This is a genomic window from Paraburkholderia sp. SUR17, assembly GCF_029536165.1.
Classification (GTDB): domain Bacteria; phylum Pseudomonadota; class Gammaproteobacteria; order Burkholderiales; family Burkholderiaceae; genus Paraburkholderia; species Paraburkholderia kururiensis.
Genome location: NZ_CP120508.1, coordinates 3,158,328 through 3,177,505 on the forward strand (window position 1 = coordinate 3,158,328; position 19,178 = coordinate 3,177,505).

A 19,178-nucleotide genomic window follows, 5' to 3' on the forward strand; every position below is an offset into this window, starting at 1 on the left:
AACTCGAAGCCTCCTCTCGTGCGGTTCGCGCAGTCCCGCACACACGCCGCCTCACTGACATGATGAGCATGCTCGACCTCGATCCCCCCGGCTTTCAGCCGCCGCGCCCTGTGGCCGGCGACGAAGGCTCCCGGCGCACCGTGCTGTACGGCGGTTACACCGTGTTCAGCGTGTTCCAGCCGGTGTTTTCGGTGGCGCACCGGCGTGCCATCGGTTATCACGCCTCTCTGCGCGCGCATGACGAACAGGGGCAGCAGGTTTCGTCGCACGAGGTGTTCACGCAGGCAGCCCGGCGCGGCGACCTGCTCGAACTGGGGCGGCTCACGGAGTCGCTGCATCTGGGCAACTTCAACGCCTTCGACAGCCACGACGAGTGGCTCTTCCTGAACCTGCACCCTGCGGCGCTCATGGATACGAGCTACGGCGACGCGCTGCTCGCGCGCCTGAAGGCGCTCGGTCTGCCGCCGCAACGCGTGGTGCTGGAGCTTTCGGAACAAACGGGCGGCGAGACGACGCGCTTTGCCGAGATCATCGACGGCCTGCGCAAGTCGGGCTTCCTGATCGCGCTGGACGGCTTCGGCGCAAAGCATTCGAACATCGACCGTGTGTGGCATCTGCGCCCCGACATCGTCACGCTGGACCGCGGCATCCTTGCGCAGGCCACGCGCCATTCGCACATCGAACGTGTGTTGCCCGGACTCGTTTCGATGCTCCACGAGTCCGGCCAGCTGGTGCTGATGGGCGGGCTCGCCACCGAGCGCGACGCGCTGATCGCGCTGGAATGCAACGTCGATTTCGTGCAGGGCGCGTATTTCGCCGGGCCGGATGTAGAGCCCGTGAAGCCGCAGGTTGCGGCGGAACTCATGGACGCGCTCTCGGCGCGGCTGCGCGAACGCGTGGCGGCCCGCGAACGCGACCAGACGGCGCGCCTCGCGCCCTACGTGCGTGCGCTGGAAGGCGCCGCGAAGCAGTTGGCGGCCGGCGTTTCGATGGCCGAAGCCACGGCGCCGCTGCTCAAGCTCGGCGAGACCGCGCGCTGCTTCCTGCTGGACGGCTCGGGCCGGCAGATCGGCGACAACGTGCTGCCCACAGGCCGCACGTCGCAGCGTGCCAAGCGCTTCAGTCCGCTGCTGCACTCCGAAGGCGCGAGCTGGGAGCGTCGCCCTTATTTCATCGAGGCCGTGCGCGCGCCCGGCCACGTGCATCTCACGCCGCCATATCTCTCGATCAACGAGGCGCATCTGTGCGTGACGGCGTCCATCGCGGCGCACACGTCGCGCGGCATGCAGGTGCTGTGCGTCGATATCAACTGGGACATGGCGGCGCGGCGCAGCGCGTGATGGGCGCTTTTTTAATGCCCGCTTGATACCCACTTGATACCCGGCTCGATACGCGCTTATGTGTGGGCTTGCGTGAATAGCCGTCACGTCACGCGACGATCGCTTCCTCCAAACTGCAACGCACGGCGCCGCTGCGCGCCGGCTGCTCGAATATCCGCTGAAGCAGACGTTTGATCGCTTGCGCGCCATACAGCCGATTGGCGGCGCGCAAGACGGCCGCGTCCGTGACGATCGCCATGCGGGCGACGGGCGCACCCTCGCTTTCTTCCAGCCCAACCGATACGGCGACAAGCGCGACGATCTCGCCCTCGGCATCGAGCAGCGCCACGCGCGGTTCGCCTTCGATTGTGGTGATGGACTCGGCGCGGAGCACGCCATCACGCGCTTGCGCCGGCATAGAGGCGTCGCTGAACCGCTGTGAGGTGGGGGCAAGCGCGCTCGCCTCGTCGCGCTCCACAAGCCGCGCGCTGTCGCGGGGCACACCCGCCTCATATGCCGCCGCCGTACCCGCCCCCACCAGCGCCATCACACCCGCCCGGTCCTGCAAGGCAATCGCCTCGCGCAGACGGTCGACCACCTGCCTGTGCCGCGCCGGATCGTCGGGTGCGGACGGCATGCCGGGCCGCTGTAGCCTCTCGCGGGCACGGTGCACGATCTGCCGGCAGTTCGCCGGCGTCTTGCCGACGACGCGCGCGATCTCGGCATAGTCGCAGTCGAAGCCTTCGTGCAGCACGAAGGCTGCTCGCTCGACGGGCGAGAGCCGTTCGAGCAGCAACAACAGGCCATGCGACATCTCGGCGGCCCGCAGCGCGAGGTCTTCCGCGGAGGGCGCCCAATCCGCGGCGTGGCCCGAGTAGCCCGAATTGCCCGAATCGCCCGCCTCACCCGCATCACCCGGCCACGTCTGCGGCAGCGCGCCGTGCGCGCGCGGCATCCGCTCTCTTCGCAGCCGCCGCAGGCGATCGATGGCGAGGCGCGTCGTGATGGTTGCGAGCCACGCGGCGGGCTCGCGCAACGCGTTAGCGTCGGCGGCGTGCCACTTGAGCCAGGCGTCCTGCACCACGTCTTCGGCCTCCGCGCGGCTGCGCAGCAGGCGGTACGCGAGCGACTCCAGCCGCGAGCGCAATGCCTCGAAGGCCGTGATGCCGTTGTTGCTGGAAGACTGCGTCATTCGTCTCGCTCCTCGATGATCGCGCGGGCTTCTGCGCGCCGCCTCGATGACTTCTTGCTGCCCTTCTTTCCGATGACGTTCGGCGTGCCCGGCGTGTGACACCGTGTGGCGCCTTCCCGCGAAAAATTTTTCTGTCACGCGGCGCGGCGGCGAGGCGTCAACAGGGCAGATCACGTCCCGTTCACGTCCCGTTTTGGCGAGGAATCCATGCACACGCGTTATCCCTTCGTTGCGTCGTCCGGGCTCGGACTCGTGCCCACCGTCATCGAGCAATCCGGCCGCGGCGAGCGCGCCTACGACATCTATTCGCGACTGCTGCGCGAGCGCATCGTGTTCCTCGTCGGGCCCGTGAACGAGCAGTCGGCCAGCCTGATCGTGGCGCAACTGCTCTTTCTCGAGTCCGAGAACCCCGACAAGGATATTTGCTTTTACATCAACTCGCCGGGCGGTTCGGTCTACGACGGCCTCGCCATCTACGACACGATGCAGTTCATCAAGCCCGACGTATCCACGCTCTGCACTGGCTTTGCCGCCAGCATGGGCACCTTTCTGCTCGCCGCGGGGCATCCGGGCAAGCGCTACGCGCTGCCGAACGCACGCATCATGATCCACCAGCCGTCGGGCGGCAGTCAGGGCACGGCCGCGGACGTGGAGATCCAGGCGAAGGAAGTGCTGTATCTGCGCGATCAGCTCGACGGCGTACTGGCGGCACGCACGGGGCAGACGCTCGAGCAGATCCGCAAAGACACCGACCGCGACAACTTCATGTCGGCGAGCGCAGCGAAAGCATATGGTCTCATCGACGATGTGCTGAGTTCGCGCGACGCGATGGGCACGATGGGCACAATCGGCGCGACTGGGCCGGCGAGAGGCGATTCGCCTGTGTGAAGCGTGGCTCGGCTGAGACCGCCGGACGCCGTAAACGACAAAGCCCTCCGGAACCGGAGGGCTTTCTGCGACGCTACAGCAACGCTGCAACGGAACGGCAAACGCCTTATGCGAAATTCTTCGCGGCGAAGTCCCAGTTCACGATGTTCCAGAACGCTTCCACGAACTTCGGACGCGCATTGCGGTAGTCGATGTAGTACGCGTGCTCCCACACGTCGATGGTGAGGAGCGGCTTGGCGTCCGTGGTGAGCGGCGTGGCGGCGTTGCTCGTCGAAACGATGTCGAGCGAACCGTCGGCCTTCTTCACGAGCCACGTCCAGCCCGAACCGAAGTTCGCGACGGCTGCTTTCGAGAAGGCTTCCTTGAACGCGTCGTAGGAACCCCACTTCGCGTTGATTGCGTCGCCCAGCGCGCCGGCCGGCGCACCGCCGCCTTGCGGCGAAAGGCCGTTCCAGAAGAACGTGTGATTCCAGATTTGCGCGGCGTTGTTGAAGATACCGCCCGACGCCTTCTTGATGATTTCTTCCAGCGGCAGGTTCTCGAATTCGGTGCCCGGAATCAGGTTGTTCAGGTTCGTGACGTAGGCCTGGTGATGCTTGCCGTAGTGGAACTCGAGCGTCTCTTCGGACATGTGCGGAGCGAGCGCGTTCTTCGCGTACGGCAGCGGCGGGAGCGTATGTTGTGCCATGGTGCTGATCCTTCTGTCGTTTATGGGGGAGTCTGCGGATGACGCTGTGGAGCACTGGATTGTAGGCGACTTGGAATAACCCCGCAAACCACGCGCCTTTTTGTCGAACTTCATGCTGACAAACGGCGTGGCTGGCGTAAAAGCTGCCTTTACGCCAGCAAGGGCAAGGTTAAAAGTGCGTGCCGCACGGCGTCAGGCTGTCGCGACGCGAACTGTCATCGGGACGTCATTCAACAGCGCTGGATGGCGGGACGGCAGCGGGTATCGTCGCGTGAGCAATCCGCTTTGCACGGTGCCGCAAGAAGCGCGCCGCGATGGTTTGACGGGCGTTTCTCGGGTGGGGCGTTTGCGTCGGGCGTTTGCGTTGATTATTTGCGTTGATTTCTCGTCTCGACTTCTCATACGCCCTGCGCTTTCCTCGCTCGCCCCCGGCAATTCAAAAGCCTTCCGTCAAACGCGGCTGGACGTCGGCAAGCGCAATGTCCGCCGCGCCCTGGGCGAGATGTACGGTGAGCCGCTTGCCGGGCTTGAGTTGAGCGGGCGAGCGCAGTGCTTCGCCGCTTTGCACGTCGAGCAGCGCAGCGTATCCGCGCTCCAGCGTGCGCTGCGGGCTCAACACCTCGAGCCGCGCAGCAAGCGAGGCCACGCGCGCCGACGCGCGCTCGTGCCGGCGCGCGAGGGCGCCGTGAAGCCGCTGGGCCAGCGCATCGAGCGCCAGCCGGTGCCGCGCGGGGTCAGGACGGCAACGCTGCCACCGCATCTGCACGAGCGCAAAGCGCGACTTCGCATCGCGCACCGGACGCGCGCCGGCCGACGCGAGCCGCACCGCCAGCTGCTGCAAATGCGTGCGCTGCCGCTCAAGCCGCTCCGCGGGCGACACGAGCCGCCGCGCCAGCCAGTCGAGCTGTTGCGCCCGTCGCTCCATCATGCGGCCGAAGCCGCGCGCGAGCATCGCATGCCGATGATCGAGATCGCGCAGCAGCAGCACACGCTGCGGACTCACGAGTTCCGCCGCGCCGGTGGGCGTCGGCGCGCGCACGTCGGCAGCGAAATCGGCAATGGTGAAGTCGGTTTCGTGACCCACGCCGCTCACCACGGGCAGCGCGCTGCCCGCAATCGCGCGGGCCAGCACCTCCTCGTTGAACGCCCACAAATCTTCAATCGAGCCACCTCCGCGGCAGACGATCAGCACATCCACTTCGTTGCGCGCGTTCGCGGCGTCCACCATCGCGGCGAGCTTGTCGGCGGCGCCTGCGCCCTGCACCGGCGCGGGGTAGACGATCACCGGCACATGCGGCGCGCGCCGGCACAAGGTGGTGAGCACGTCGCGCAAGGCGGCCGCCTGCATTGACGTCACCACGCCGATGGCACGCGGATGCGCGGGCAGCGGCCGCTTGCGTTCGGCATCGAAGAGCCCTTCGGCTTCGAGCTTTGCCTTCAGCTTCAGAAAGGCCTCGTAGAGACGCCCCTGGCCGGTACGGCGTACCGCTTCCACGTTGAGCTGCAATTCGCCGCGCGGCTCGTACATCGTGACGAGCGCGCGCACTTCGATGCGATCGCCTTCGCGCGGCGTGAACTCGGCGTACTGGGCGCGTCCACGGAACATGACGCAGCGCATCTGCGCCTGCGCATCCTTGATCGAGAAGTACCAGTGGCCGCTCGCGGCGCGCGTGAAGTTCGACACCTCGCCCGACACCCACACCAGAGGAAACGACCGTTCGAGCAGCGTGCCGATGGCGCGGTTGAGCGCTGAAACCGGCACCACGGCCTCGCCACCCGCCGAAATCGACGAGGTGAATGAACGATCGGAGGAACGGTCGAAGCTGTCGGAGTTCATGCGATGAATGAGCGGTTTTGCAGCAGTTTGCGTTTGACTGGTCGCCCAGACAATAGACCGATCGGGCTTGCTGCGTCCAGCGGGCTGTATGCGAAGCGCAATGTGTCCACATTCCAGGCGGGCGCGCGCGAGTGCCGCCCAATACCGTTGCAACGCCAATGAATTCGGCGCAAACCCTTGATCTACAAGGATTTGCGCGTGCTTCCATGTGGGAGGGCGCCGATGGAAGGCTTTTCGAACGGGCTTTCCGGGGCGATCGATGGCTGGTTCTCCACAAAGTTGTCCACAGGCGCTCGAAGCGCCTCGCGAGGTCCTGAGCACCGCGCTGGCAACCGTCCCCGACTTGCCGCGCAAGGCCCTCGCGCGCTAGAGTGCCGGCTTTGCGGGGCCGGATGCAGAACGCCGTCGCGCCTCGCCCGCATCACTGCACGCCCTAGCCGCCCGGAGAAATCTCGCCGATGCCAGCAGCCCAGCCCCTCACGTCTCACCTCAGCGCGCCGGCCCTCTCCGAGCCGCAATCGTCTGACGGCGCGCTTTGCCTCGCCCCTCGTGCACCTCGTTCGCTTCGTGCACCTCGTGCCATCCGCATCGCCTTGCCCCGATGATCGACGCCCTGCGTTCGCGCCTTGAAAGCCGCGTCAGCCGCGAATGGCAGCGCCGCGGTCCGTTCGCGTGGGCGTTGACCCCGTGCGCGTGTGTCTTCGGCGCCGTGGCGGCCCTGCGTCGCGCGGCCTTTTCCGCGGGCTGGCTGAAAAGCGTGCGCACGCCGGTGCCGGTCGTCGTGGTGGGCAACGTGACCGTGGGCGGCACGGGCAAGACACCAACCGTGATCGCGCTCGTGGAAGCGCTGCGCGCGGCGGGCTTCTCGCCGGGCATCGTGTCGCGCGGTTATGGCGCGCGAATCGAACGGCCGACGGCCGTCACCTCCGCGAGCACACCGGAGGTGGCCGGCGACGAGCCGCTCCTCATCGCGCGGCGCACCGGTGCGCCGGTCTGGGTTTGTCCGGACCGCGTGGCCGCCGCGCAGGCGCTGTGCGCGGCGCACCGCGACGTGGACGTGATCGTGAGCGACGACGGTCTCCAGCACTATCGCCTCGCGCGCGACGTGGAACTTGTCGTGTTCGATCATCGCCTGGGTGGTAACGGCTTTCTGCTGCCGGCCGGGCCGCTGCGTGAACCGCTTTCGCGGCACCGCGACGCAACGCTCGTCAACGATCCCTACGCGCGCTCGCTGCCGGCCTGGCCGAACACGTTCGCCCTCGACCTCGCGCCCGGCGACGCGTGGCATCTCGATAACCCTGCCCTGCGCCGGCCACTCGCGCAGTTCGCCGGGCAGCGCGTGCTCGCCGCGGCAGGCATCGGCGCGCCCGAGCGCTTCTTCGCGACGCTGCGCGCGGCCGGGCTTTCGCCCGAGACGCGCGCGCTGCCCGATCACTACGCGTTCGCGACGAATCCGTTCGCGGATGTGGAGGCCGACGCGATCCTGATCACCGAAAAGGATGCGGTAAAATTGGCGGCCTGGCACGACGCGCGCATCTGGGTGGTACCTGTCCAGGCTGCGCTCGATCACCGCCTCATCGCACTGGTTGTGGAGAAACTCCGTGGACGCCCGCCTGCTTGAAATCCTCGTCTGCCCGATCTGCAAGGGCCCGCTCAGCTACGACCGCGCCGCACAGGAGCTTATCTGCCACGCGGACAAGCTCGCCTACCCGATTCGCGACGGCATCCCCGTCATGCTCGTCGACGAAGCACGTCAGACGGTTGAAGGCACGCCCGTCGATCCCGCGGGTCCCGGCGCCTGACGCGCTGACGTTGCGTTGGGCTTTGTGCCGTTGGGTTTTGTCATCGTGATGCTGGGCGGTGCGCTTTCGACCTGCTGAAATCGGAATGAGCGCGCGGCAGCTGTCCGCAGGCAGGTTGATTGCGCGCTGACACGTCGCCCGCCGCGCAGGCATCGCCCGATGCAAACGTCTTCGCACAGCGTGCGGCGCACGCATCCCTCACCGTCCTTCTTTCACCGCCCGTTGCACCGATGACCGCTCCCGCCCATCCGTTCATTGCTGTCGTCCCGGCGCGCCTCGCGTCGACGCGTCTGCCCAACAAGCCGCTCGCCGACATCGGCGGCAAGCCCATGGTGGTGCGCGTGGCCGAGCGCGCGCAGGCGTCGGGCGCAAGCCAGGTGCTGATCGCCTCCGACGCGCAGGCCGTGCTCGATGCCGCGCGCAACCACGGCTTCGAAGCGGTGATGACGCGCGCCGATCATCCCTCGGGCACCGACCGCCTCGCGGAAGTCGCGACGACCTTCGGCTGGAGCGACGACACGATCGTCGTCAACGTACAGGGCGACGAGCCGTTGATCGACCCCGCGCTGGTGTGCGACGTTGCGTCGCACCTCGCGGCGAATCCGGACTGCGCCATCGCGACGGCGGCACACCGCATCACCGATCCCGCCGAGATCTTCAACCCGAACGTCGTGAAGGTCGTGCTCGATGCGCGCAGCCTCGCGCTCTACTTCTCGCGCGCACCCATTCCGTGGGCGCGCGACGCATGGCAGCCGCACTGGCCCAACGTCGCGGCCATGCCCGCGCCGCCTGCGCCGGCAACGGTGTATCGGCACATCGGCCTCTATGCGTATCGCGCGCGATTCCTGCGCGCCTACCCCACGCTCGCACGCTCGCCGATCGAAGAAGTCGAGGCGCTCGAACAACTGCGCGCGATGTGGCATGGCGAGCGCATCGCGGTGCTCGTGGCCGCCGATGCGCCGGCGCCCGGTGTCGATACACCCGCCGATCTTGCCCGCGTTCAGGCGCTTTTCGGGCTGACAACGCAGTAAGCCATGGCATAATCGGACGTTCGCGCGCGCCTTCCCAAGCCTTTGTGCGCCAGGGTTTCCCCGTGTTTCCCGATGCCAATGCCGACGCCCATGCGTGATGCGCCAGCCTTGCTGCGCCGTCTTCAAGACGTTGCTGCGCGAGGCGGCAGCACCGCCGGTGTCGCAGGTGTAGTAACGGAGCGCGAGACCCGCACGAAGGAACAGCAGAAAAACGAGGCAAATGCAGGAACGGCATGCGCAAGGCAGGCTGCCCGCATCGCGCCGCAAGAATTCACATAGATCTGGAGATATCTCATGCGTTTGATCCTGTTGGGCGCCCCCGGTGCGGGCAAGGGTACCCAGGCAAACTTCATCAAGGAAAAGTTCGGCATTCCGCAGATTTCGACAGGCGACATGCTGCGTGCCGCCGTCAAGGCAGGCTCGCCGCTCGGCCTCGAAGCGAAGCGCTTCATGGACGCGGGCGATCTGGTTCCTGACCAGCTCATCATCAACCTCGTGAAAGAACGCCTGCTCGACGCGGACTGCGCGAACGGCTATCTGTTCGACGGTTTTCCGCGCACGCTGCCGCAAGCCGAAGCCATGAAGCAGGCCGGCGTCGCGATCGACTATGTGCTCGAAATCGACGTGCCGTTCAACGAGATCATCGAGCGCATGAGCGGCCGCCGCGTCCACGCGGCGTCGGGCCGTACCTATCACGTGAAGTTCAACCCGCCGAAGAACGCGAACGTCGACGACGTCACGGGCGAACCGCTCATCCAGCGCGACGACGACAAGGAAGAAACGGTGCGCAAGCGCCTCGACGTCTACGTGGCGCAAACGAAGCCGCTCATCGACTACTACCAGGCGTGGGCGCAGCGCGGCGACGAAAACGGCCTCAAGGCGCCCGAATACCGGCGCATTTCAGGCCTCGGCTCCGTGGACGAAATCCGCGCGCGCGTTTTCGACGCGCTCAAGTAAGCCGCCACTCGCCGTTCACAAAACAAGCGCCCCGCCGCATCGGTACGGCGGCACCGCGGCACGGCGACTTTCCGGCTGCTTTCTCCGATTGTCCCCGGCCCCGCGCGCCGTGCCGCGAGGCCGGGGACAAAGAACCTGGACACATCCAGGAAAACCCAGGAGGAGCAGCAACGATGGAAATTCGCGACAACGTTTTTCTGATCACCGGCGCAGCATCGGGTCTGGGCGCAGCCACGGCACGCCTGATCGCCAACGAGGGCGGCAAAACCGTTCTCGCCGATCTCAATGAAGAAGCCGGCCACGCGCTGGCGAAAGAGCTGGGCGGCGTGTTCGTCCGGTGCAATGTGGCAAGCGAGGAGGACGGCGAGCGCGCCGTTGCCGCCGCGCTCGCGCTGGGCTCGCTGCGCGGGCTCGTGAACTGCGCGGGCATCGCGCCGGCCGCGAAGACAGTCGGCAAGGAAGGTCCGCATCCGCTCGACATCTTCACGAAGACCCTTTCGGTCAACCTCATCGGCACCTTCAACATGATTCGTCTCGCCGCCTCGGCGATGGCGAAGAACGAGCCGAATGCCGCGGGCGAACGCGGAGTAATCGTGAATACGGCCTCGGTGGCCGCGTACGACGGCCAGATCGGCCAGGCCGCCTATGCGGCATCGAAAGGCGGCGTGGTGGCCATGACGCTGCCCGTGGCGCGCGACCTGTCGCGCAATGCCATCCGCGTCATGACCATCGCACCAGGCATCTTCGAAACGCCGATGCTGCTGGGCATGCCCAAGGAAGTGCAGGACGCGCTCGGTGCGATGGTGCCGTTCCCCTCGCGACTCGGCAAACCCGCCGAGTACGCGATGCTCGTCAAGCAGATCTTCGACAATCCGATGCTCAACGGCGAAGTGATTCGCCTCGACGGCGCGATCCGGATGCAGCCGAAGTAAGCGCAGGGCGTAGCGCCGCCTTCGCCGCGGCATAAAAAATCCCTCGATGGGGCGCGCCCTTGTCGAGGGATTTTTTCTTGCTGCAAGCGCCTGCGGCTTGCAAGCGCGGCTCTGGCTTCGCTCAATTACCGCCGTGGTTCTCCGTACGCTGCCGCAATTCGTGCAGTTGCGATTCCACGACGGTGGCGTCCTCTGCATCGGGCCGCTCGCCCAGGTAGCGTTCGAGGTCTTCGAGCGCGGGCCGCAGGTAATCGAGCCGCGCGTAGGCAAAGCCACGGTCGCGCACTTCCTCGAGGCTCTCCGGCAGCAGGATCACAAGCCGCTGCTGTATGCCGAGCAGGCGCTGCCAGCGCTCCGTCTGCAGATACGTCGACTTCAGGTTGTGCAGCATGCGCGCCACGATCTCGCGCCGCGTGGCCGGCTGCAGCAACATGCGCAGCGCGCGCCCCACGGACTCGCCGGCCTTCGCGACGTAAGGCTCCAGCATCTCGACCATCTCCGATTCGGACAGCGAGTGTCCGTTGGTCGGGTCCAGCATCACGTCGCCTTCCGGCGTGGAAACACGCAGCAGAAAGTGGCCGGGAAACGATACGCCGCGCACAGGCAGATCGAGCTGGGACGCCATCTCCAGATACAGAATGGCTAGCGAGATGGGAATGCCGCGCCGGCGTTTGAGCACGACGTTCAGGTGGCTGTTATCGGGGTCGTAATAGTCGTTGAGATTGCAGGCGAAGCCGAGTTCGCGAAAGAAGAAGCGGTTCAGGATGCCCACTTTCTGCCGCACGTCGGCGCCCTCCGGCAGGCGGCGCTTCACGCGCAGGACGAGTTCGTCGATCTCCGCGAGCGTGCCTTGCAGGTCGACGTCCGGGTAGGCGTCCTGCGCGATCGCGAGTGCTGCCTCGGTGAGCGGCAGGCCGTCGTCCTCGGCAACGAGCGCGCTGAAATAATCGAGAACCCGCGTCATGGTGGTCACTTCGCCCGCCTCTTGAAGTACGCGTACTTGAAACCCATCAGCCAGAGCATACCGAAATATAGCGCCGCGAACAGCACGAGACAGGCACCCAGCAACGCGATGCGCATGAAGGGTTGGCGGTGCATGCCGATCCAGTCGAAGTTGATCGCGAACCAGTGCATGGTGCCTGCCAGCACAAGGCATGCCCCGAGCAGTTGCACGAAAAATGCCGTCCAACCCGGCAGCGGCGAATAGATGCCGCGTCGGCGCAAACCGATGAACAGCAGCAGCGCGTTCATGCAAGCGCCGAGCCCGACCGACAAGGTCAGCCCCGCATGCGCGAAGATCGGTACGAACACGTAGTTGCCCACCTGGGTCGCGACAAGCACCGCAACGCCGATCTTCACCGGCGTCTTGATGTCCTGGCGCGCGTAAAAACCGGGCGCGAGAATCTTGATGAGAATGAGCCCGACCAGCCCCACGCCGTAAGCCGAGAGCGCGCGGCCCACCATGACGACGGAGCGGCCGTTGAAGAGCCCGTAGTGGAACAGCGTGGCCGTGAGCGGCTCGGCGAAGAAGAAGAGCGCAATGGCGCTGGGGGCGGCGAGCAGGAACGTCACGCGCAGGCCCCAGTCGAGCAGCGCGGAATATTCGTGCGTGTCCGCGTCCACGTGCGCCTTCGAGAGGCTGGGCAGCAGGATCGTACCCAAGGCAACACCGAGCAGCGCGGTGGGGAACTCCATCAGGCGGTCCGCGTAGTTGATCCACGAAACCGCGCCGGCGCCCAGGCGCGATGCGATGTTGGTATTGATGATGAGGCTGATCTGTGCGACCGACACCGCGAACATCGCGGGCACCATCTTCGCAAGCACACGCTTCACGCCCCGGTGGGCGAGCGCCGCGACGGGCCGCATGGTGATGCGCGGCATCATGTCGATTTTCTTCAGCCCCGGCAGTTGCACGATGAACTGCAACACCCCGCCCACGATCACGGCCCATGCGAGTGCATAGACGGGCTGCTTCATATGCGGCGCCACGAATACTGCCGCGGCGATGAACGACACGTTGAGCAGTACCGGCGCGAAGGCGGGCAGCGAGAAGAGCTTGTAGGTGTTGAGCACGCCCGACGCCAGCGACGTGAGCGAGATGAACACGATGTACGGGAACATGATCCGCGTCATCACGACGGCCAGCCTGAACGCCTCGCCCTCGGCCTGCAGACCGGACGCAACCACCAGCACGACCCACGACGCGCCCACGATGCCGAGCAGCGAAAGCACGGCCAGCGTCCACGCGAGTACGGTGGACATCGCGTCCACGAGCGCGCGGGTTGCATCGTGGCCCTTCTGGTTCTTGAACTCGGCGAGGATGGGGACGAATGCCTGCGAAAACGCGCCTTCGGCGGAAATGCGGCGCAACAGGTTCGGAATGCGGAAAGCGACGTAGAAAGCGTCGGTGAACTGGCTCGCGCCGAACGCGCGGGCAATCAGCGTTTCGCGGGCCAGTCCGGTCACGCGCGACAGCAGCGTGAAGCCGCTGACCGTCAGCAGGGCTCGGAATAGATTCATGGGGCGCTTATTATACGGAAGCCGGGTGATGGGCTCGACAGCCCGATGGCCGGCCCGCGCAGCGGACGCTCGTGCACGCGGCGCGGCGCGCGGCAGCGAGGCCAGGGCACAAGCGAGATCGGACCGGTCGCGCGTACAAACGTTCGCTGATCGGCAACATCAGGCGGAAATGGCCTGTCAGCCGTCCCCTCAGCCCGCCCAAGCTTGGCCGCAGTCTTCATTTGCCACAGCCCTGATTTTGTTGCTATAATCGCCGGTTTCGAAGCTCGTCCGGCTTGCCGGGCACTGAAAGCAAGGGAACCGGCGGTAAATCTCCGGGCCTTTCGCCGCGATCACAGCAGGAAACAGGACAAGGGAACCGTCATGGCTAACACCGCACAAGCACGCAAGCGCGCCCGTCAGGCCGCCAAAGCCAATTCGCACAACTCGGCGCTGCGCTCGAAGTTCCGTACCGCCATCAAGGCCGTTCGCAAGGCAATCGAAGCCGGCGACAAGGCCAAGGCCGCCGAGATCTTCCAGGCATCGGCAAAGACGATGGACATCATTGCCGACAAGAAGATCGTTCACAAGAACAAGGCCGCTCGTCACAAGAGCCGCCTCGCTGCCGCCGTCAAGGCGCTGCAGGCAAGCGCGCAGTAAATCCGGCAGGCCCGCACAGCGGGCCGCCTCCTGTTTCCACTGCGCAACAAAAAAAGCCCGCTTCGGCGGGCTTTTTTTGTTGCCGCTTGCCCGTCTCGCAAACGGTACAAGCAAGCGGTGCAAGCAAGGCACCGCGCCGAGATGGGCCGCGCGTAGAGCGTCGTTAGCGGTCTTTGGCTTTTTGCTGCGTGCCGTGTTCCGGCGGCAATTCGCAGGCCTCGGTCACAACCAGATCGTTGTCTTTCGCGAAGTTCATGACGAAATCGAACGCCATGGGTTCGATGTCACGCAACCGGGAATCGAGAATCACGCACTTGAGGTCGCCGATCATGGTGGGCCGCACGTAGCGCGAATACTGCAGACGGGCGTTCGGTCCCCGCAACTCCCGCGCACTAGGACCGAAGCATGACATGACGCCGGCGAGGCGTTCGGACCAGTCGCTGGGTCGAAACTTTCTCCCGCTTTTGGTAATGCCCTGGATGAAATACTCGGTTGGGGGTGTTTCGGCCATGTAGGAATACCTGAGTGACTGCGCTGCGTTACACCTGGCGTGCCCGCCGTGACGCGTGGCCGGGCTGACGCCCCACCTTCGCGACCCTTCCATGCGCTGCCGGCGTAGCCGGCCCGATGCATCGAAGACCCGTGAGGCGTGCGGCGGGACATGCGGACAGGCCTGCCCGGCATCGTCCCGACCTTATTCTGCGGATAGCCCGCAACCGCACACCGCGGGGGCGTGCGCAGGGTTCACCCGCAAGCGCGAGACCTGCTCGCTGGGCCTGAAAAAACCGGAGCATTATAGCGCACGCCGCTTTTTTCCGCACTGCAACCAAGCCACCACCGGGCCGTTCGGGCAGGCTCCACCGGCCTTCCGGCCGACTCGTCAAACGCGGCAAAATCCTTTATGCTGCATCGACTTACCACCCATCACAGCGGCGTTTCCCGGTACACATCCACCGTGCCGGTCAGGCTAACCGCCGTATTCCTTTCATGACCTCCCGGAACATTCGCCACTACCTGCAGTTCAAGGATTTCTCGCTGGAAGACTACGAGTACGTGCTGGAGCGCGCCCGTATTCTCAAACGCAAATTCAAGAACTACGAGACGTACCATCCGCTGCACGACCGCACGCTCGCGATGATCTTCGAGAAGAACTCAACGCGCACGCGTCTGTCGTTCGAAGCCGGCATTTTCCAGCTTGGCGGGCATGCCGTCTTCATGAGCACGCGCGACACGCAGCTTGGGCGCGGCGAACCGATCGAAGACGCAGCACAGGTCATTTCGCGCATGGTGGACATCATCATGATCCGCACGTTCGGGCAGGACATCATCCAACGCTTTGCGGAAAACTCGCGCGTACCGGTCATCAACGGTCTCACGAACGAGTACCACCCGTGCCAGGTGCTCGCGGACGTGTTCACGTACTACGAACATCGCGGCCCGATTCGCGGCAAGACCGTGGCCTGGGTGGGCGACGCGAACAACATGCTCTACACGTGGATCCAGGCCGCGCAGATTCTGGGCTTCACGCTGCGGCTTTCCACGCCGCCCGGCTACCGGCTCGACCGCGCGCTCGTGGCGCCCGAAAGCGCGCCGTTCGTCGAAGAGTTCGACGATCCGAACGAAGCCTGCGCCGGCGCCGACCTCGTCACGACAGACGTCTGGACCAGCATGGGTTTCGAAGCGGAAAACGAAGCCCGCAAAAAGGCATTCGCGGACTGGTGCGTGGATGCCGACATGATGGCCCGCGCGAAGCCTGACGCCCTCTTCATGCACTGCCTGCCGGCGCACCGCGGCGAGGAAGTGAGCGCGGAAGTGATCGACGGACCGCAAAGCGTGGTCTGGGACGAAGCGGAAAACCGCCTGCACGTCCAGAAAGCGCTCATGGAATTTCTGCTGCTCGGCCGGTTGAATCACTGAGCGGCAAACGCTGGCGCGGGACCGTAGCAGACGCAGACCAACCGGTGGTGAAGACCGCCGGTTTTCGTTTCACGATCTCCTGGCGCCGTGAAACACGGGCTCGCAGAGCAGCACTCAGAGTACGACTGGCTCGGGTTCCAGCGCCACGCCAAAGCGCAGCATCACATCCTGCTGAATGCGCTGCGCGAGCGCGAGCACCTCGGCCCCCGTCGCGCCGCCCCGATTGACAAGCACCAGCGCCTGGCGCTCGTGCACCGCGGCGTGTCCCAACGCGCGGCCCTTCCAGCCGCAACGGTCGATCAGCCAACCCGCCGCAAGCTTCACGCGTCCATCGGGCTGCGGATACGACACCACCTCCGGCTCGCGCGCCCGCAACGCCTCGAACTGCACCGCGTCGATCACGGGATTCTTGAAGAAGCTGCCTGCGTTGCCCAGTTCGCGCGGATCGGGCAGCTTCGCGCGCCGCACCGCTACCACCGCATCAAAGATCGCCCGGGCATCGGGATTGTCCGCTTTGCCCTGCGCCGTCAATTCGCGCGCGATATCGGCGTAATCGGCGTGCGACTGCCACGCCTTCGGCAACCTGAAGGTGACCGACGTAATCGCAAACCGGCCGCGCCCTTCGCGCTTGAAGAAGCTGTCTCGATAGCCGAACCGGCAGGCCGCGGCATCGAACTCGTGCGCCGTGCCCGTCGCCAGCTCGATGGCGCGCAGCGACGCGAAGCGCTCGCCCATCTCGAGCCCATACGCACCGATGTTCTGGATGGGCGCCGCGCCCACGGTACCCGGAATCAGCGCGAGATTTTCGAGGCCCGGCATGCCCTGCGCGAGCGTCCAGGCCACGAACTCGTGCCAGGTCTCGCCTGCCGCCGCTTGCACATACCAGGCGTCGCGGTCTTCGCGCACCACTTCGCGTCCGCGCAAAGCGACGAACAGCACCAGTCCATCGAAATCGCGCGTCAGCACGACGTTGCTGCCGCCGCCCAACACCAGCGTACGCAGCCCCTTTGCGCGCAGATCGGCCAACGCAGCCGCGAACTGCGCTTCGCTTTCGATGCGGCACAGCAAGTGCGCACGCACGTCGAACCCGAAGGTGTTGTGCTCGCGCAAGGGATAGTCGGCGGCAAACCAGACGGGGTCGGCCAGAGAAACAGCGGGAACGGAGGGAACGGACATCGGAGGGCGGCGTGTCTTCACACATGCGGCCGCGCAGCGCGCGCGAGCCTTGGGCAAAAGGGGACGGCGTCGGTAAAATGACGGCCGGTCCGTGATTATAGCGAGTGCGAACGGCGGCTTTGCGCCGCCTCCACTGCACTACTGGGAGAAACCAATGCCATCGTTTGACGTGGTTTGCGAAGCCAACATGATCGAGGTGAAGAACGCGATCGAGCAATCCAACAAGGAGATTTCGACGCGCTTCGACTTCAAGGGCTCCGACGCGCGTGTCGAGCAGAAAGAGCACGAACTCACCGCCTATGCCGACGACGACTTCAAGCTCGGTCAGGTCAAAGACGTGCTGGTGTCGAAAATGGCGAAGCGCAACGTGGACGTGCGCTTCCTCGAGCACGGCAAGATCGAGAAGATCGGCGGCGACAAGGTGAAGCAGGTCATCACCGTGAAGAAGGGCGTGTCCGGAGATCTGGCCAAGAAGATCGTCAGGCTCGTGAAGGACAGCAAAATCAAGGTGCAGGCCAGCATTCAGGGCGACGCAGTGCGCGTTTCAGGCGCCAAGCGCGACGACCTGCAAAGCGTAATCGCCATGCTGCGCAAGGAAGTGAGCGACACGCCGCTCGACTTCAACAACTTCCGCGACTGATCGATTCAAGCGATCAAACGACCAAGCGATCAAACGATCAAACGATCAAACGATCAAACGGCACCCGGCCCAGCGCGGCCGGGCCCCGCCTCCTCGCAACGGCAGCCGCAGCCGGCACCGCCCCACTCCAGCATCACTTCAATGCCGGCTACCCGCCGGCGGCGTCGCGCCCTTCTTCTCGCCAATGCGGCTTTCCTTGCCCGCCATCAGCTTGGCAATGTTCGAGCGGTGACGCCAGATGAGCAGCGCGCTCATCGCGAAGACCGCCAGCGTGATCACGTTTGCACCGAACAGAAAACCGTCGAAGAGCGGGGCGAACACGGCGGCCACGAGTGCCGCCAGCGACGAATAGCGGAAGAAGAACGCAATGATGAGCCACGTGAGCGCCGTGGCGATGCCCAGCACCGGATTGATCGCGAGCAGCACGCCCGCCGCCGTCGCCACCCCCTTGCCGCCCTTGAAGCGGAAGAACACCGGGTACAGGTGGCCGAGAAACACGGCTATGGCGGCCAGCGCGATCGCATCGTCGTCCAGGCCGAAGCGCGATGCGAAATGCGCCGTGAGCCACACGGCAAGCCAGCCCTTGAACGCATCGCCGAGCAGCGTGAGGATCGCGGCGGTCTTGTTTCCGCTGCGCAGCACGTTGGTCGCCCCGGGGTTGCCTGAGCCGTACGAGCGCGGGTCGGCGAGACCCATTGCGGCGCTGACGACCACGGCAAACGACACCGAGCCGATCAGATAGGCCAGGACGGCAACGATCAGGTTGTACATGCAGGTAACTCTTCTTGTAATGAATCGGAAGACTGGATGAACGGCTGGGACGGCGCGAACAGCGGGACCATCGCCGGCATCCGCGCGCATGGTCAGGCAGCATCCGTGCAAGCGCGAGCCGGAAAAACCCTGACGCCGGATCCACGCGCCCCACGGCCGCGCCGCCCCGCAAAGGCGCTCATTCTACCGGAGCCCTTTCGTCGCGCGGCCCGCGCGGCGCCGGTCAGCTCAAACGCCCCTGGTACACCGCTTTGAGGAAAGCGCTGCCGGGCAAAGGCCGCGCTGAGACCTCTACTCAATCGACGCTTGCGCACTGCACCGGTTTGGCCTCCAGCAGCGCAGTCAGCACCGACGGCTCGATACTCACCAGAAAGCCCCGCCGTCCGCCGTTCAGATAGATCCGCTCGAGTTCGAGGATGCTCGACTCCACATACACCGGCATGGCCTTGCGCGTGCCGAACGGCGACGTACCGCCCACCAGATACCCGGAATGCCGGTTCGCCACCTCGGGCTTGCAGGGCTCCACGCGCTTTGCGCCGATCTGCCGCGCCAGATTCTTGGTCGAGACCTTGCAGTCGCCATGCATGAGCACGATCAACGGCTTCGCGTGCTCGTCTTCCATAACGAGCGTCTTGATGACGAGATGCTCGTCGACGCCCAGTTGACGCGCCGATTCGGCCGTGCCGCCATGCTCGACGTACTCGTACGGATACTCGTCAAAGGGCACGCCATGACGCTTGAGGAACTGCGTGGCGGGGGTTTCGGAAACGTGTCGGTTCTTGCTCATCGGCGCATTGTAATGGCCGGTCCGAACGAAGGGTACGACGGGAGGCAAAGCGGGATGAACGAACCGCCCGTTGTCCGTGCCC

The 19,178-nt window shown here is 65.4% G+C and carries 19 protein-coding genes; 10 read left to right on the top strand and 9 right to left on the bottom strand.

Translation table 11 applies throughout. The annotated features are described in order from the left end of the window. Positions 1-62: 62 nt before the first annotated feature. On the top strand, positions 63-1,340 hold the full coding sequence (locus P2869_RS13995) for an EAL domain-containing protein (protein WP_026121868.1): 1,278 nt from the start codon (positions 63-65) through the stop codon (positions 1,338-1,340). 88 nt (positions 1,341-1,428) lie between these two features. Here P2869_RS13995 and P2869_RS14000 read toward each other — a convergent pair whose 3' ends face one another. Continuing rightward, entirely contained in the window at positions 1,429-2,511 is a 1,083-nt protein-coding gene (locus P2869_RS14000; protein WP_277596794.1) for a sigma-70 family RNA polymerase sigma factor, read from the bottom strand. Between the two features lie 207 nt (positions 2,512-2,718). On the opposite strand from P2869_RS14000, the gene clpP reads away from it, so the two are divergent. Then, complete coding sequence (gene clpP / locus P2869_RS14005) at positions 2,719-3,399, top strand: ATP-dependent Clp endopeptidase proteolytic subunit ClpP (RefSeq protein ID WP_277596795.1); 681 nt, start codon at positions 2,719-2,721, stop codon at positions 3,397-3,399. A 106-nt stretch (positions 3,400-3,505) separates the two neighbouring features. Here the strand turns inward: clpP and sodB are convergent, their stop codons facing one another. Together sodB and xseA are read right to left on the bottom strand one after the other, a co-directional pair. Then, the gene (gene sodB, locus P2869_RS14010; RefSeq protein ID WP_017776902.1) at positions 3,506-4,087 is read right to left on the bottom strand and encodes a superoxide dismutase [Fe]; all 582 of its coding nucleotides are present in this window, start codon (positions 4,085-4,087) and stop codon (positions 3,506-3,508) included. Positions 4,088-4,523: 436 nt separating this feature from the next. After that, positions 4,524-5,924, bottom strand: coding sequence for an exodeoxyribonuclease VII large subunit (gene xseA / locus P2869_RS14015; RefSeq protein WP_277596796.1), 1,401 nt, complete (start codon positions 5,922-5,924; stop codon positions 4,524-4,526). Between the two features lie 601 nt (positions 5,925-6,525). Between xseA and lpxK the strand changes: the two genes are divergently transcribed. The 5 genes from lpxK (at position 6,526) to P2869_RS14040 (ending at position 10,646) form a co-directional block, all read left to right on the top strand. Continuing rightward, complete coding sequence (gene lpxK, locus P2869_RS14020; protein WP_277596797.1) at positions 6,526-7,545, top strand: tetraacyldisaccharide 4'-kinase; 1,020 nt, start codon at positions 6,526-6,528, stop codon at positions 7,543-7,545. Further along, positions 7,526-7,726, top strand: a complete 201-nt coding sequence (locus P2869_RS14025; protein ID WP_017776904.1) for a Trm112 family protein — start codon at positions 7,526-7,528, stop codon at positions 7,724-7,726. Before lpxK ends, P2869_RS14025 begins: the two co-directional genes overlap by 20 nt. A 230-nt stretch (positions 7,727-7,956) precedes the next feature. Then, a complete protein-coding gene (gene kdsB / locus P2869_RS14030; protein WP_126877894.1) occupies positions 7,957-8,757 on the top strand; it encodes a 3-deoxy-manno-octulosonate cytidylyltransferase in 801 nt (266 codons plus the stop codon). Positions 8,758-9,051: 294 nt separating this feature from the next. After that, a complete protein-coding gene (adk, locus tag P2869_RS14035) occupies positions 9,052-9,714 on the top strand; it encodes an adenylate kinase (protein ID WP_017776906.1) in 663 nt (220 codons plus the stop codon). A gap of 173 nt (positions 9,715-9,887) precedes the next feature. Further along, entirely contained in the window at positions 9,888-10,646 is a 759-nt protein-coding gene (locus P2869_RS14040) for a 3-hydroxyacyl-CoA dehydrogenase (RefSeq protein WP_126877893.1), read from the top strand. A gap of 121 nt (positions 10,647-10,767) precedes the next feature. Here P2869_RS14040 and P2869_RS14045 read toward each other — a convergent pair whose 3' ends face one another. After that, positions 10,768-11,610, bottom strand: a complete 843-nt coding sequence (locus P2869_RS14045; RefSeq protein WP_026121870.1) for a SirB1 family protein — start codon at positions 11,608-11,610, stop codon at positions 10,768-10,770. 5 nt (positions 11,611-11,615) lie between these two features. Next, on the bottom strand, positions 11,616-13,166 hold the full coding sequence (gene murJ / locus P2869_RS14050; protein ID WP_126877892.1) for a murein biosynthesis integral membrane protein MurJ: 1,551 nt from the start codon (positions 13,164-13,166) through the stop codon (positions 11,616-11,618). A gap of 363 nt (positions 13,167-13,529) precedes the next feature. On the opposite strand from murJ, the gene rpsT reads away from it, so the two are divergent. Next, entirely contained in the window at positions 13,530-13,805 is a 276-nt protein-coding gene (gene rpsT / locus P2869_RS14055; RefSeq protein ID WP_017776910.1) for a 30S ribosomal protein S20, read from the top strand. Positions 13,806-13,968: 163 nt separating this feature from the next. On the opposite strand, the gene P2869_RS14060 is transcribed toward rpsT, so the two are convergent. Next, a complete protein-coding gene (locus P2869_RS14060; RefSeq protein ID WP_026121871.1) occupies positions 13,969-14,316 on the bottom strand; it encodes a DUF3579 domain-containing protein in 348 nt (115 codons plus the stop codon). 476 nt (positions 14,317-14,792) lie between these two features. On the opposite strand from P2869_RS14060, the gene argF reads away from it, so the two are divergent. Beyond that, on the top strand, positions 14,793-15,722 hold the full coding sequence (argF, locus tag P2869_RS14065; protein WP_017776912.1) for an ornithine carbamoyltransferase: 930 nt from the start codon (positions 14,793-14,795) through the stop codon (positions 15,720-15,722). Positions 15,723-15,836: 114 nt separating this feature from the next. Here argF and murB read toward each other — a convergent pair whose 3' ends face one another. Beyond that, positions 15,837-16,898 (bottom strand): UDP-N-acetylmuramate dehydrogenase, encoded by a 1,062-nt coding sequence (gene murB / locus P2869_RS14070; RefSeq protein WP_277596799.1) that lies wholly within the window; start codon positions 16,896-16,898, stop codon positions 15,837-15,839. Between the two features lie 154 nt (positions 16,899-17,052). Here murB and P2869_RS14075 point away from each other — a divergent pair, with 154 nt between their 5' ends. Next, positions 17,053-17,538 (top strand): YajQ family cyclic di-GMP-binding protein, encoded by a 486-nt coding sequence (locus tag P2869_RS14075; RefSeq protein WP_017776914.1) that lies wholly within the window; start codon positions 17,053-17,055, stop codon positions 17,536-17,538. A gap of 138 nt (positions 17,539-17,676) precedes the next feature. Here P2869_RS14075 and plsY read toward each other — a convergent pair whose 3' ends face one another. Both plsY and ybaK read right to left on the bottom strand, forming a co-directional pair. After that, the gene (plsY, locus tag P2869_RS14080) at positions 17,677-18,309 is read right to left on the bottom strand and encodes a glycerol-3-phosphate 1-O-acyltransferase PlsY (RefSeq protein WP_017776915.1); all 633 of its coding nucleotides are present in this window, start codon (positions 18,307-18,309) and stop codon (positions 17,677-17,679) included. Between the two features lie 295 nt (positions 18,310-18,604). Then, positions 18,605-19,096 (bottom strand): Cys-tRNA(Pro) deacylase, encoded by a 492-nt coding sequence (gene ybaK / locus P2869_RS14085; RefSeq protein ID WP_277596800.1) that lies wholly within the window; start codon positions 19,094-19,096, stop codon positions 18,605-18,607. Positions 19,097-19,178: the final 82 nt, after the last annotated feature.